Source organism: Pontimicrobium sp. MEBiC06410 (assembly GCF_053601615.1).
The window spans coordinates 12,244-26,801 of record NZ_JBSHNT010000125.1; the positions used below are offsets into that span (position 1 = coordinate 12,244).

The 14,558-nt window shown below is 35.5% G+C and carries 18 protein-coding genes; all 18 read right to left on the reverse strand.

Annotated elements, in window-relative coordinates; translation table 11 throughout:
* The gene (locus ACVC08_RS01560; RefSeq protein ID WP_452600724.1) at nucleotides 1-1,269 is read right to left on the reverse strand and encodes an MgtC/SapB family protein; all 1,269 of its coding nucleotides are present in this window, start codon (nucleotides 1,267-1,269) and stop codon (nucleotides 1-3) included.
* Between the two features lie 2 nt (nucleotides 1,270-1,271).
* Nucleotides 1,272-2,246, reverse strand: coding sequence for an ATP-dependent 6-phosphofructokinase (locus ACVC08_RS01565; RefSeq protein WP_452600725.1), 975 nt, complete (start codon nucleotides 2,244-2,246; stop codon nucleotides 1,272-1,274).
* A 4-nt stretch (nucleotides 2,247-2,250) separates the two neighbouring features.
* On the reverse strand, nucleotides 2,251-3,609 hold the full coding sequence (locus ACVC08_RS01570; RefSeq protein WP_159612833.1) for a dicarboxylate/amino acid:cation symporter: 1,359 nt from the start codon (nucleotides 3,607-3,609) through the stop codon (nucleotides 2,251-2,253).
* An 11-nt stretch (nucleotides 3,610-3,620) separates the two neighbouring features.
* On the reverse strand, nucleotides 3,621-4,682 hold the full coding sequence (locus ACVC08_RS01575) for a class I fructose-bisphosphate aldolase (RefSeq protein WP_159612831.1): 1,062 nt from the start codon (nucleotides 4,680-4,682) through the stop codon (nucleotides 3,621-3,623).
* Between the two features lie 11 nt (nucleotides 4,683-4,693).
* Entirely contained in the window at nucleotides 4,694-5,704 is a 1,011-nt protein-coding gene (locus ACVC08_RS01580; protein WP_452600726.1) for a type II glyceraldehyde-3-phosphate dehydrogenase, read from the reverse strand.
* Between the two features lies 1 nt (nucleotide 5,705).
* Nucleotides 5,706-7,019, reverse strand: coding sequence for a Na+/H+ antiporter NhaA (gene nhaA / locus ACVC08_RS01585; protein ID WP_452600727.1), 1,314 nt, complete (start codon nucleotides 7,017-7,019; stop codon nucleotides 5,706-5,708).
* Nucleotides 7,012-8,403, reverse strand: a complete 1,392-nt coding sequence (locus tag ACVC08_RS01590; RefSeq protein WP_452600728.1) for an NAD(P)/FAD-dependent oxidoreductase — start codon at nucleotides 8,401-8,403, stop codon at nucleotides 7,012-7,014. The genes nhaA and ACVC08_RS01590 overlap by 8 nt, the downstream gene beginning before the upstream one ends.
* Before the next feature lie 17 nt (nucleotides 8,404-8,420).
* Nucleotides 8,421-8,882 (reverse strand): universal stress protein, encoded by a 462-nt coding sequence (locus ACVC08_RS01595; RefSeq protein ID WP_452600729.1) that lies wholly within the window; start codon nucleotides 8,880-8,882, stop codon nucleotides 8,421-8,423.
* 29 nt (nucleotides 8,883-8,911) lie between these two features.
* Entirely contained in the window at nucleotides 8,912-9,430 is a 519-nt protein-coding gene (locus ACVC08_RS01600) for a hypothetical protein (RefSeq protein WP_452600730.1), read from the reverse strand.
* A gap of 10 nt (nucleotides 9,431-9,440) precedes the next feature.
* Nucleotides 9,441-10,151, reverse strand: coding sequence for a lycopene cyclase domain-containing protein (locus tag ACVC08_RS01605; protein ID WP_452600731.1), 711 nt, complete (start codon nucleotides 10,149-10,151; stop codon nucleotides 9,441-9,443).
* Between the two features lie 17 nt (nucleotides 10,152-10,168).
* Nucleotides 10,169-10,447, reverse strand: coding sequence for a DUF5676 family membrane protein (locus tag ACVC08_RS01610; RefSeq protein WP_452600732.1), 279 nt, complete (start codon nucleotides 10,445-10,447; stop codon nucleotides 10,169-10,171).
* Nucleotides 10,448-10,465: 18 nt separating this feature from the next.
* Nucleotides 10,466-10,684 carry an SHOCT domain-containing protein gene (locus ACVC08_RS01615; RefSeq protein WP_452600733.1) on the reverse strand — a complete coding sequence of 73 codons (219 nt, stop codon included), beginning with the start codon at nucleotides 10,682-10,684 and terminating at the stop codon, nucleotides 10,466-10,468.
* A 20-nt stretch (nucleotides 10,685-10,704) separates the two neighbouring features.
* Complete coding sequence (locus tag ACVC08_RS01620; protein ID WP_452600734.1) at nucleotides 10,705-10,926, reverse strand: heavy-metal-associated domain-containing protein; 222 nt, start codon at nucleotides 10,924-10,926, stop codon at nucleotides 10,705-10,707.
* Between the two features lie 327 nt (nucleotides 10,927-11,253).
* Nucleotides 11,254-11,559, reverse strand: a complete 306-nt coding sequence (locus ACVC08_RS01625; RefSeq protein WP_452600735.1) for a hypothetical protein — start codon at nucleotides 11,557-11,559, stop codon at nucleotides 11,254-11,256.
* A 21-nt stretch (nucleotides 11,560-11,580) separates the two neighbouring features.
* Nucleotides 11,581-12,765 (reverse strand): porin, encoded by a 1,185-nt coding sequence (locus ACVC08_RS01630; RefSeq protein WP_452600736.1) that lies wholly within the window; start codon nucleotides 12,763-12,765, stop codon nucleotides 11,581-11,583.
* Nucleotides 12,765-13,193, reverse strand: coding sequence for a c-type cytochrome (locus tag ACVC08_RS01635; RefSeq protein WP_452600737.1), 429 nt, complete (start codon nucleotides 13,191-13,193; stop codon nucleotides 12,765-12,767). The genes ACVC08_RS01630 and ACVC08_RS01635 overlap by 1 nt, the downstream gene beginning before the upstream one ends.
* Before the next feature lie 96 nt (nucleotides 13,194-13,289).
* Nucleotides 13,290-13,862 carry a WG repeat-containing protein gene (locus tag ACVC08_RS01640; protein WP_452600738.1) on the reverse strand — a complete coding sequence of 191 codons (573 nt, stop codon included), beginning with the start codon at nucleotides 13,860-13,862 and terminating at the stop codon, nucleotides 13,290-13,292.
* A 72-nt stretch (nucleotides 13,863-13,934) separates the two neighbouring features.
* Complete coding sequence (locus ACVC08_RS01645) at nucleotides 13,935-14,516, reverse strand: helix-turn-helix domain-containing protein (protein ID WP_452600739.1); 582 nt, start codon at nucleotides 14,514-14,516, stop codon at nucleotides 13,935-13,937.
* Between the last annotated feature and the right edge of the window lie 42 nt (nucleotides 14,517-14,558).

Here is a 14,558-nt window from a genome sequence, read left to right on the forward strand (position 1 = left end):
TTAATTTCTTAATTGTATTAATATATATATTATGCCAACTATAATGACACTTCCAAAAATTAGCATTACTAGTTTTCTTGTTTTTTTGGAACCTTTAAAATAGGTAATGCCTAGTTTTACTATCATATTGCTTATGGTCGCGGTAAGAATAACATTTGTTGCGAGAGCAAATTTTTCTTCTAAAACCCCAAATTTTGACATACTAATAGTTATGGCATCTGTATCGCCGAGACCAGCAATGAGTGCAGAATAGTACAGTCCTTTTTCACCAAAAAACTGATTGCCGTAAAAAACAGCAAATGCTATTCCTATATATATTGCTCCAAAACCAAGTGCATTCCAGATATTAAGTGGATTACCAAGATTAATTCCTGTTTCGGTAATCTCATTGTCTTTTTTCATAAAAAAGAGGGCACTAACCAAACAAATAAATGTTAGGATGGAGAAAGGAACGACTAAAAATGCAATTAGGGTATTGTTGAAGATATAGGCTAATACAGCAAGTCTTGGAAACATAATGGCAGAAGCTATAATAATACCTGCAGCGTATTGTTTTGACAGTTCTGGGGATTCTTTGCTTCGTGATGCATAGATCCAGGATACAGCCGTGCTTGAAATTAGACCGCCCAAAATGGCAGTAAGCAAGATTCCTCGCTGGGATCCTACATATTTTACAAGGAAGTAGCCGATGAAATTCAGAAAAGAGACAATCACTATTATTGCCCCAATCTCAAAAGGGTTTAGTAAGCCTTCTGAACCATAATCTTGATTTGGTAAAAAAGGTAAAATAAGAAGTGAAATAATTGAAAATTTAATAAAGGCAAAAAGCTCTTCTGAAGTAATGTTTTTTATGAAAGTATTAAAAGTTGTTTTCAGTGATAACAGAGTAACAATTACTACTGCAGTGGCAACAGCTTCTTTGTGCAAATGATTAGCAACCATAACTCCCAGAATCAATGTGGCAAATAGTGCTAAATTGGTAGTAATACCTGTCATAGCATGTTTTTGGACTATAGAAAGATGGCTTAACGATAGAAATAATAGGAATGCCGATGAAATAATGATAACCAACCAAGGTGTATAGGTTATGGATAGACTTCCCAAGATAAAACCAATAATGGCAACAATAGGGAAGGTTCTTATACCTGCAAAACCTTGTTCTTCCTTCAATTTATCATACTCGCGTTCTAACCCCAGAATAAGACCAATGCCTAGGCTTATGAGTAGCCCGAGGATAAATGGATTGATATTTTTTAAAGCTTCTATCATTTCTACTTTCCAAATAGTTCTAAAAGTTCGTATAATTCAGTATTTACTTGATGTTGCTTCACCACCTCTTTAAATGAGGTTAGGTGCAATTGATTGTTTAAAAAACCGACCATGACATTTTTTTTACCTTGTAAAAGAGTATTTACACTTGCCACTCCAAGCCTTATACCCAGCATTCTATCTAAAGCAGAAGGATTTCCACCTCGCTGTACGTGGCCAAGTTTTGTAATCCGTACATCGACATTGGGATTGATTTCTTTTATTTTTGAGGAAACAAGTTCGGCACCTATTTCATCACCTTCAGAAACGACGATAAGGAAAGCATCTTCACTATCATATTTTTCAACCTTGTCCAGTAGATATATAAAGTCTTTTGCGCTTTCAGGAATTAGTATGGCATCGGCACCTATCATTAATCCTGAATGAATTGCTATATATCCTGAATCTCTTCCCATTACTTCAATAATAAATACACGATTATGGGATTCGGCGGTATCCCGTATTTTATCAATATTTTCAATAGCGGTATTTACAGCAGAATCAAAGCCTAAGGTGTAATCCGTTCCAGTGAGATCATTATCAATGGTTCCTGAAATACCAATAAAAGGGATATCACATATTTCTGAAAAAGCCAATAGACCTTTAAATGTGCCGTCACCGCCTATGGCAATTAGAGCGTCAATTTTGTTTTTTGTTAAGGTTAGTAATGCTTTTTTACGACCTTCAAGAGTCATAAACCGTTTACTTCGTGCCGTTTTTAAAATTGTCCCTCCTTTATGCATTGACTTTTGTAAGTCGTGTGATTTTAATGGAATTAAATCATCATCTATCAATCCCTCATATCCTTTTCTAAAACCACTTACTTTTATACCCTTTGCTTCAGCAGATTTTACAATGGCGTAGAGAGCAGCATTCATTCCAGGGCTATCGCCTCCAGATGTAAATATGCTTATATGTTTTATTTTGTTAGGATTCATTGATTTATAGTTTAAAACTTGATTTATATTTACTTTCAATACCAACTAATAGCCGGTTTTTACCATATAGAGTATTGAACACTATACAAGCTGTTAAATCTCCTGTAACATTCACGGCAGTCCTGAACATACCTAATAGTCTTTCTACACCAATAATTATGATAATACCTTCTGATGGAATGCCAACACTTCCCAAAACCGAGGCGAGTATCACTACACCACCTCCAGGAATAGCTGGTGTACCAATTGATGCGGCAACAATGGTAACGATGATTACAATAATATTAAGTAAACTCATTTCCAAGCCGTAGGCTTGAGCTATAAAAAGAGTAGTTATAGTTTGATAGAGTGCAGTTCCATCCATATTGACGGTTGCACCGATAGGTATAATAAAATTGCTAATAGTCTTATCTACTTTCAATTCTTCTTCGGCGGTTTTTAACGACAAGGGCATTACAGCTGCTGAGCTTGTTGTTGAAAAAGCTAATAGTTGAACATCTCGAATTTTTTTTAGGAATTGAAACGGGTTTGTTTTTCCCAATAGTGTAACAAGTCCTAAATAGAAAATTACCAATAGTAAAAGACCAAGAATTACGACTCCCACATAGTATGTTAAACCAGATAAGGAACTTAATCCGACACTAGAGGTTAGTTGAGCCATAAGACCAAAAACGGCAACAGGTACTAGAAGCATTGACCATTTTACTACTGTCATACAGACTTCTTGTATAGCACTTAAAACAAGCTTTACTGGGCGTAGTAAAGAGTTTTCAAGCGATAGTACGGCTATTCCTATAATGATTGTAAAAATCACGATACTTAACATTTCCCCACTTACCATTGATGCCAAAGGGTTGTCAGGAAGTAGGTTTGATATAGCATCAGGAATGGTGTCGAGTCCAAAAGAAAGTTCAGCATCTTCTGTTGCAGTGTTAGTTATTTTGTTGTGTTCTAATGATGCTTGTTGGTGTAAAAAACGACCTGGTTTGAAGATTTGTGATAGTACAGTACCTAGAGTTACCGAAACTACGGTAGTACCCAAAAAGTAAAGTAACACGCCTCCACCTAGTTTTTTAAGATTATCCTTATCATTACTAGCGATACCAGTAATGATAGATGCCACAATCAATGGAATCATAATCATTTGAACCAACTTTAGAAAAAGTACGCCGGGAAGTGCGAGCCAATTGCCTATCACATCAGCCGTTTCTTTAGAGATCCAGCCATTTTGGGGACTCAAGAACAAACCTAATCCAACACCGAGGAACAAGGCAATGATAACTTTTAACCATAGGCGGCTTTCTGTCAGTTTTACCAAATAAGCGTTAAATGATTTTAGTGATTTTATCTCTGTTTCAAACATTTTCTGTTTTGTTAAGCAATATTGATTTCTGTATTCAAATAAATACTTTGAACTAATCTTAATAGTTCTACTCCTTCACTAAAAGGTCTCTGAAAAGCCTTTCTTCCTAATATTAAGCCCGAACCTCCTGCACGCTTATTAATAATTGCTGTTGTAATAGCTTCGATTAAATCTGATTCGCCATTAGAGCTTCCTCCAGAATTAATCAATCCTATTTTTCCCATATAACAATTTGCTACTTGCAACCTGCATAAATCAATAGGGTGTTCTGTAGTGAGCGTTTCAGACATTTCATCATTGTATTTGCCGAAATCGATATGTTTAAAACCAAAATTGTTGGTTGGTAATTTTTGTTTGATGATATCGGCCTGTATGGTAACGCCTAAATGATTTGCCTGACCAGTTATGTCGGCAGCAGCATGGTAATCTTCTTTTTCTGTTTTAAATGCTTCGTTTCGGGTGTAGCACCATAAAATGGTTGCCATACCCAAACTATGAGCCTCTTCAAAAGCCTCTGAAATTTCTTTAAGTTGACGGTTACTTTCTTTTGAGCCAAAATAGATAGTTGCACCAATGGCAATTGCACCCATATTCCAAGCGTCCTTTACCTTCCCAAATAGAGTCTGATCGTATTTATTTGGGTAGGTTAGCAATTCATTGTGGTTAATCTTTACAATAAAAGGTATTTTATGGGCATATTTTCTGGCATTTAATCCCAAAACCCCAAACGTTGATGCTACTCCATTACAGCCCGCCTCAATAGCGAGCTTAATAATGTTTTCTGGGTCAAAATAATCTGGGTTTTTATAGAATGAGAAAGCAGCGCTGTGCTCAATGCCTTGGTCAACAGGCAGGATGCTTAAATACCCAGTTCCTGACAGATTTCCGTGACCGTACAACTGTGAAAGACTGCGTAGAACCTGTGGATTTCTATTGCTATTAATAAAAACGTTATCAAGACCTTTATTACTTGGTGTTTGTAATTCGTCTTTCGTGATTTTTTCACAAACGTGATTTAAATAGTAGGAGGCTTTTTCGCCCAACAACTCTACAATGTTCTTGTTTGTTTTCATTTTAATTAGAATTAAATTCCTAAACTTTTATTGGTTTTAGATATGGATTTTGTTCCGTCGGTTTCAATTCCTGTAAGTGCTCTTATAGCATCTATAGTTTCTGGTATTACTATAGCTTGGTTATCCACGATATAGGCATAAAAGAGTTCATCTCCCACTACCTTTAGCATATCTTCCCAAAGTGCAACTTCGTACATATCGCCCCAAGGTCTTCCCATATCCAAAAACATTTCTTTAATGGTATTGTTTGAGACTAGGCCTTGGTCATATTGAATAAACTTTATACGACTAGACGTTTTAAAAGCATTTAAAACTTCTTCTTTCGAGGCTTGCTTTTTTAACTTCACATTCCAGTAGTGCATATGGCTTAAAGTTTCTGGAACTTTTACCGCAGAAGTAATCACATCTAATTCTGGGTCAACGCTTTTAGCATCCGGACCTTGATGGCTCGGGATATCTCTTTCGGGAACCATTGTATTCATTATACCACCCAAATGACTTTCCCAAGGGTCTGTAGCTCTTCTTAAAAGCGTCCCTCTGGCATAATCCAATAAATCAGCTCTTTTTAACGCGGTTAACGTTCTTAATATAGAGGTTGTATTGCAAGAGACTACTCTGGTCGCATCTCTATTTAATGCCGATTCATAATTATTTTCGGCACTAAAGGAATGCCCCGTGGTTTCGTGTTTTTCGCCACCGTGTAATATGAATTTGATGTTCTGTTCCTTATAGATTGTCACATTTAGAGCCGCAATCTTTTTAGGCGTGCAGTCCACAACAAGGTCTGACTTATTTAAAAGTTCTTGCATATTTCCTTTTACTGTAATGCCTTCAGATTTCATTTTGTCTTCAGCTTCATCAGTTGCTGAATAGATATCGTACTCTTTTCTTACCGCATTTTGAATGCGCCAATCGCTTATGATATCGCATACTCCTGAAAGCTTCATGTCGTCTTGTAGATTGATGGCATCGGCCACTCTTTTTCCTATTACTCCATAGCCTATTACTGCTATTTTTTTCATATTATATTGTTTTAAGTGTTTGATTTTTTATTAAAATGATGGAACCGATAATGCCTGCAATTAATGAAGAAAATAAAATGCCGACTTTAGCGGTATAGATAAATTCCTCATCGGCAAATGCCAATTCGTTTATAAAAAGGGACATTGTAAACCCGATACCAGCTAAAAAGGCAATGCCGTAGATGTGATACCATGTAATGTTCTTAGGAAGTTTCGCTAATTTTAGAAAGACCAAAATTTTTGAAAATAAGACGATACCAATAAATTTCCCGAGTATGAGACCAAACCCTATTCCTAGACTTATTGGGTGGGTAAGTACTTCCAGCACTTTGCCATGTAGGTGAATACCAGCATTAGCAAAAGCGAATAGTGGTAGTACGATAAAATTCACAAATGGATTTAGGGCATTTTCAAGTTTTTGAAGTGGTGTTTGAGCTTCTGAACTTGTAACTTTAATTTCTTCGAGTATTTCTAATTGGGAATGAGAAATCAGCGAACCTTTTACGGGCTTTTCTTGTTTGAACTTTTTGTGTAATGCAGCAAGGCGTTGCGAAAATGTAGCCTCGTTAATTTTTACACGACCTGGTATAGCTAAGGCTGTTAGTATGCCAGCAATGGTAGGGTGTACTCCTGAGAAGAAGAAAGCTAGCCAAACACCACCTATTCCTATAATGGCATAGAACCAAGTTTTTCGTACTCCAGCATAATTGCCAATAATTAGTAATCCAAAGAAAAGAAAGGCGTGAAATAAATCCATAGTGGATATACCAGAAGTATAAAAAAGTGCAATCACCATTACACCGCCTAAATCATCAACGACGGCGAGTGTTACTAAGAAGACACGTAATGCAATGGGTAAGCGTTTTCCGAAAAGAGCCAGTACACCCATAGAAAAAGCAATGTCGGTGGCCATAGGTATTCCCCAACCCTGTGATGCTTCGCCACTAGTATTAAGGCTAAAATATATAAGGGCTGGAAAAACCATTCCCCCAATAGCGGCACCAATAGGCAATACTGCATTTTGAGGTGTTGATAGTTTTCCACCTAATATTTCTCTTTTTAATTCTAAACCAACCTGAAGAAAGAACAGAGCCATTAATCCATCATTAATCCAGAGCAGTAATGGTTCGGTCAATTGAAAATTACCGATGCTAAATGAAATAGTAGTATTTAGAATATTTTGGTAGGTGCTTTGCCAAGGTGAATTTGCCCAAAGCATAGCTATTGTTACTGCTATTAAAAGTACAATTCCTGTGTTACTAAACACTTTATTCGTAATGGTCCAGACGCTATTATATGCAGTACTTTTAATCATTGATTGTTATTTTTTTTACTGCGGGTTGCGAATTGATTGTGGATTTTAATTCTGATGGTTTGTTGAAATTTCTAATAATCAGGCGGTTGCTCTTTTCGTAAGTGAAATAGCTTACCGCCCAATTAAAACCAACCATCAATCTATTTCTAAAGCAGCTAATGGACATAAGGTGAACGATAGACCAGAGTAGCCAAGCGAAATAACCACCAAATTTGAATTTGCCTAAATCGGCTACTGCTTTGCACTTACCTACGGTTGCCATTGAGCCCTTATCTTTATACTCAAAAGGTTTTACACTTTCACCCTTAATTATTTTTAATAATGCAGTACCCAAGTATTTACCTTGCTGTATTGCCGTTTGCGCAACCTGTGGATGCCCTTTTGGTGCTTTATTGGTAGTAACAGCTGCTATATCGCCAATAGCAAAAATATTTTCGTAACCTTCTACCTTTAAAAACGAATCTGTTTTTAAGCGGTTGCCCCTAACTACATGCTTTGAGTCAATGCCCTTGGGAAACTGACCTTTAACCCCAGCTGTCCAAATGAGATTTTTGGCTAGAATACTCTTTCCGTTTTTTGTAGAAACATTATTGCCATCGTAATTAGTAACGGCTTCATTAAGAAGCACCTTTACATTAAGATCCATTAAGTATTTTAGGGTTTTTGACGATGCTTTATCCGACATTGTGCCTAACAGCTTTTCTCCTGCTTCGATCAAATAAATATTCATTATTGAGGATGAATACTCTGGATAATCTTTGGGAAGAATATATTTACAGAATTCTGCTAATGCCCCTGCCATTTCTACACCTGCAGGTCCACCTCCAACAATCACAAAATTGGTCAGCGCATCACGTTCTTCATCATCACAAGTGATGGCGGCCTGTTCGAGATTTTGCAACATCATATGACGAATGTTTAGGGAATCTCTAATATCCTTCATCCCTAAGCTATTTTCTTCAACGGAATCCATACCGAAAAAATTAGTAGTAGTTCCTGTGGCTAATACGAGGTAATCATAATGAATACTTCCTTTATTGGTTTTAACAACATTTAAAGAAGACTGAATTTCTTCTACTTCTGCTAATCGGAAAACCACATTTTTATAACCATTAAACTGTTTTCTAAAGGGAAACACAATACTGTCAGGCTCTAGTGCACTAGTAGCTACTTGGTAAAGTAATGGCTGAAATTGATTAAAATTGTTTTTGTCAAACAAAACCACTTGCACTTTTTTGTTCTTTAGCTTTTCTACCAAGGCCAAACCTGCAAAACCACCCCCTACAATAACCACGCGTGGCCAATTGGTATCTGGTAGGCATATATTGTCCGCTATTTTGCAAGCCGATTTTGATTGTATATTATGTATGTGGTTGTCTTCCATTATTTATTCTGGATACTCTAACTGTTATTTTTATCTCTTACAATCATTACCGAACATTTAGCGTGGGTGGCTAAATATTGTGATACAGAACCCAATAATAGACGTGAGAGAGCACCTTGACCTTGAGAGCCAACTACTATTAAATCGGCATCCCATTCTTCAGCCTTTTCTAGAATGGCAATTTTAGGTAACCCACTTACAACGCTGGTAGTTATGGTAAGTGTTTTATTTATACTCTTGAGGTTATCGCTAGCTTCCATAACAATCTTGTTTCCCAATTTTTGAGCACCGTTTATGAATTCTTCAAAATAATGGTTTAAGCTGCCACCCGTAGCCATTAATTCTGGCTCTAAAGCCGTGGGAAATTCGTAAACGTTTATAAGGTGAATCTCTGTATTTGGTGGCATGGTTATTCTGTTAAGTTGCTCAATAGCTGCTTTACTGAAATCTGAGCCATCTATTGCCAATACTATTTTCATGATTTTTATGGTTTACTAATAGAAATATCTTAAGCTTTATTTTTATTTATAAAGTTTTGGGCATCTTGTTTTGAAGCGAAATAGAAAACGCTTCCTTTACTTTTATCCTGAACAATTACAGCCTTGGCCTTATCTACTTTTGTGTCATCGATTGGATTGCTACCAAAGCGGACATTATCTATGTTCTTCTGAAGTTTTTCAACACAGCCTTGGCAGCACCCATAGTAAGTTATACCCTCTACATCAATCGGTATTTGCTCAACTCCCATATACCTATCGTTTACCATACACACTTTATCGTTTGGTACAATTTCATAAGTTGTTTGAAAAACAACAACTGAATTCATTTGAATGGGTTTTGTTTGCGTGACTGCAAGCGTAGCTGTTTCAGCCTTATCTTTTTTCTGATTGGAACACGAAAGCAGTATTATTGAGGCCAAAATCAAAAATAAAAAGTTGGCTAATAGTTTGTAGATTTTTCCGCTTGGATTTTCTACTGTTGCTACCATAGGTTCATTGTTCTGTTGTTTAAAATGTCTTCGTTTCATTGTTTAATTTTTATTGATTATGAGTTTTATTTAAGCTTATTAGTTTATGCCAATACAGATGTTCGTATAACCCAGACCAATACATTCCAAAGGTAAAGGCGAACAATAATTCCTCGATGGGAATTCCTAGAATAAGAATATGGGTAAGGTTCTCCAGATTCCAGTACAACTCCACGTATTGGGGATAGAATGGTAGGATGCTTCCAAAATAGATGAAGTACAATACCGTAAACAGGATGCCTCCCACCCATATCTTTCTTTTTAAATCTGGGCGACAATAAAGTGTCGCTAAACCACCAAGAAACAAAGCGGCGATGCCGCAATAAATGTGATTGAGCGATGTAAATAGCGCCAGAATGCTGAATATGAATGCTGGTATAAAAAGTATATAAATATGTAAACGGTGCCTGTTATGGCTGCGTTCACTATGTGGTATTTCAACAAGGCCTCTTTTAAATACAATATTATAAAGTACAGTGCCAATACCACCTATGGCGAAAGAAAAAATGAGGCTTTCTATATCAAAACCTGTTTTTTCAGCCAAGTCAAAAAGTGACGGAGGCAACCAATATTCTGGTACAAACAAGGGCTCTGTGAAACCAAAAGGCATTGTAATGTAGCTCATTTTGAGCATTTCCTTTCTCAAATCTTTTTTAAAGAAATAGATTATTGCCCAAAGCGCAAGAATAATTAGTGACCATGTAAACCAAACGTACTGCATAAGATCTTACAAGCTTTCTATCTTTTTATTTTAATTTGTGCATTGTAAAATGCCGCAATACAGGCGCCAACAAGCCAACCAAGTATAAAGGTTTGTATGATTCCTAAACCAGCTTCCCATAGAGGAACATCCATTCTGATTATATTTGTAGTGTCTAAGCCGTGCAAGAGACTGTTAAAAAAGTTGATTGTTCCTTCCTTTCCTGCAGTCGACATTACGATCATACAGCCTAGGTAAATTAGTGCTCCAGTAAGACCAAAGGCAAATCCCAGTTTTTTTATGTTTAATCGGTACATAATTTTATAGTTTTTTAATTAGCTGTCTGATTTTAAAATCTTTTTCGATTCTTCAAATTCTTCCTTAGATATTTCACCTTTTGCAAAGCGTTTTTTTAAAATATCCAGAGGGTTTTCTTCTTTGTTTTTTTGATATGGAATATCTGCAGGAATAAAGAATATCCAAGCAAGAAGTATAATCCATATAATCCACCATATAAGGTGCATTCCACCAAAGTGTCCGTTGTATAAATGCATAATTTTTAATTTTAAAATTGTTATTGATTTATTTTTGTAATTGTATATTCCCCTAATTTATCTAGTTGCTTTTGTATGTCTTGAACAGAGAGCGTTTCGTTCATAGAAATAATAGTGGCGCCTTTTGGTGCTAAAAAAACCTCTACTTTTTCAATATTAGGATGTTCTTCCAATATCTTCTTGACCCTTGAAATACATCCGCCACAACTGATTCCGCTTATTTGAAATTTTTGTTTTATCATAGATGTTTTTTAATGATGTTGATGCTTTTTGTGTTTTTCATCTGAATGGTTGTGTTTATTATCCTGATCATTCTGATTGTTATGTTTATGTCTTCCATGTCCGTGTGAACCATGGGGCATAAACAAGTGGATAGCAAACATGAATAGTATAAAGATGAAAAGGGACGAGCCTCCACCTATACCGAAAGAAGGTGCTAAAAAGATAAAAAGTAACGGCAGTCCGCATCCGATGACCATCCATATCCAGTGATTGTTTTTCATTGTTTTTTATTTTAGATACATTCCTTTACATGCAAATAAAAAATGGAAAGAAATATATTTTAGTTGTTAATTAGAAGATTTTAGAAAGGCCTCAATTTTTGTAATTTCTTTTTCTGTTAAATTGGCTCTAACTCTCATATGCAAGCTTATTGTAGCCCAATCAGTATCATTATAATCTGCTGGCGAAGGTGCTAGATGACACCTGTTACAAGCTTCTCCCCACATTTGAGCACCAGATTTTTCAATTTTAAATTCGTCTTCAACGTCTTTTGCAGCTGCATAAGTGTCTTTTGTTGAAGAACAACTTACTATTACTCCTCCTGTAATAAATAGCATTATTCCTGCTATGAATATTTTATATATTGTTTTCATAATTGTTGTTTTATAAGTTTATTAGAATCCAATAGCCCAGTGTACAAAGAAGCCGTTAGTTTTACCACCTCCATCGTGACCTCCAGCACTATCTGTTGTCTGGTATGCAACTTTTATCACAGACCTCCAGCTTAACCAATAGTTTAGGCCAAAAGCATATTGATCAGACTGTTCTTCCCATTCGGCACCTTCAGGAGTATTAAAGTTTGAATACCTTCCTACCACTTCCAGTTTTTTTAGAAAGTCACTACTAGCCATTGTTGGACGATAGCTAAGCTGAGTATAAAATGAGTTGCTTTTATTATCGAAGGTATATTCTTCTTCTATATCATTCTCTATCTCAATATAAGTGGCATCATCAATATTGGAATTATTGTATTGCCCTTTAATATCAATAAAACCTTTAAGGGCAGGAATTTGTTTTATATAGGAAAAATCAATTGCGTACAATAATGCTCCAACATTTTTGTATTCAGAATCACTAGTCCCAACTTTATTTGCTGAATATGCAGAAAAGCCAATCTCTGCTGAAGAATCTGCAAAAGGCAATAATCCAATACGACCTCCAAAGGCTTTACTGTTATTATTATCTTCAAAATTTTGGAATAGAAGCATTCCTGCTTCTTCTGGTTCATCACTACCATCTTTTAATCTTGGACCATTAGTAGAATACACAGAATAATTTAATTTTGGTCCTCCTAAATCAAAAGCTCCGCGAAGTTCTACCCCTATGCCGGAAGAAGGGGCAATACCATCATGACCAAAACCTAAAGGTCTTGTAGGAAGCCTGTTTATCCAAGCAGGATGTAAGCGTTCCATAAATGTCCCAAAAGGCAATAAAAACTTTCCAGCTCGAATTGTCATGTTTTTGTTGAGAACATACATTACATTAGCATATTCTAAACCAACTTCTAATTCATTACCTTCTAACTCAAACTCTAACTCAGCCTCAAACATAAATCTATCTGAATGCTTGAATAAAAAAATGGGAGCAAAGGCAGAGCCAACATATGATGATTCTGTTTCTTCACTATTGCTTAAAGTATTTAAACCTGTATGTCCATACCCTCTAATCATAAACTGAGTATTACTTGGTTTAAATGGCTCGGAGGTTTTAGTGCTGTCTATTTTAAAATTGTTATATGTTTGACTATAAGTGGAATAGCTCAAAACAACAATTGCAATAAATACTAGTGTCTTTTTCATTATTTTAGGGTTCTTAAATAGTTAATAAGTTCCCAGCGTTTTTTCTCTGGGATTGAAGTTTTATATGAGGGCATTGGTGAACGTCCTTGTTCTATCTTCCAGAAGATTGCTCCATCTGATTGTGATTGAAAAGTGTCGCTGGTTAAGTCTGCTGGCTTTGGTGTAAGTCCTGTGCCTGCCATACCACCACCTTTTCCTTTAGGTCCATGGCAAACAAAGCATAGCATTTTATATATCTTTTTACCTGATGCAGTAGCTTTTGCATCGCCTTTCAATGGGTTTTTTATTTTATCAGCACTTGCTGGAGCCACCCATTTGTCTTGCTCTATTGAGGTATATTCTCTTTTAGAAGAATTAATAAACCCTACTGTCAAGAGGTAAATTAACCCCAGTAGAGTTATGCTGAAAAAAAGCTTTTTTGTTTTCATTTGATTATGATTTAGTGTGTTACTGTTTTTTTAAATATCTTAAGATTCGACTAGAATAGGATTCAACGTGGTATCTTTTTTAAGTTCCATTTGTTGTCATTGCTCTTTACTATAAATTAGACTGTCTGAAATAAATTTAGAAGTGATGATTGGTGGAGTTTTACTTTTAGTATATTTTGGAGGAATATGTATAGCTAACTGAGTTAGATGGTCTATAACATTTCCGTTTTCATCAATGACCACTTCATAATAATGGTAGTTGACCACATCTTTTTTTAAGATATCATTGTAACCTATGGTCTCTTTATGAACTATTAATGCTAAGGCCTTGTTACCTTGAAAATTCGAGACATTTAGGAACTGTGGTTTGATACTTGTTTTTCCTTTTTTGTCAATAAAGCCATAATAGAGTATACCATCCTTTTGATGTGTTATAATACATTTACCATTACTGAACACAGGATAGTTGCCCTCGTCTGTTTTGGTCTGTATCAAATCACCTCTAAAGTCAATAATTATTGAACCGTTTTGATCAATAAATGCCCATTCATTTCCTTTTTTTACAGCTGCTAGACCGTCGTGAAAAGGGGAGATAAAGTCAATATGCTCTAAGGTTTGCCCAAATCCTAGCATTGGGATAATTAATAATGTGAGGAGGATTGTTCTCATTTTGAATGAGTTTTTAATTTGATAAAACTAGAGGTTGTTGCAGGTTTTTATCTGCATAACTTTCTTTTTTATCTATATAATTTCATCGTAATTATTCCGCTTCCAATTTTCTGTGTTTTTATAATCTGTCATACTTATTCCAACCACATCTTTAAACTGCCTAGATAAGTGATTTACACTACTGTAATCTAATAAGTGGCCTATATCAGAAAAGGAATGTTGTTTAAGCTGAATGAGTTCTTTTACTTTTTCAATTTTTAATCGTATAAAGTACTTTTCAATGGTGGTCTTTTCCTTAGATGAGAACAGTTTGCTCAATGCTTTATAATCTCGGTGAAGGGTTGATGATAAATGTTCCGAAGTCTTAATCTTTAGGGTTAATGGAAGTTCAACAAGTTGTTCAATAAGAATAATTTTTATTCTTTCAACAAGCATATCTTCTTCACTTTTAACAATCTCAAAGTTATTTGCATGAAGTACTTTAGCGACATCTTGGTTAATTTGTGTATCGCTTATTCCAGGTGCTTCTACTAAAAGTCTCCCTAGTTCTAAAGAAAGGACAGTTATTCCTAATTCTTGTAGCTCTTGCTTTATTACTTTTAAGCAACGACTACATACCATGTTTTTAATCCAAAATTCTTTTGGCTGTATCATATTTAAAAAGGTATTGTTATTAAGATGTCACTCAATAACTAA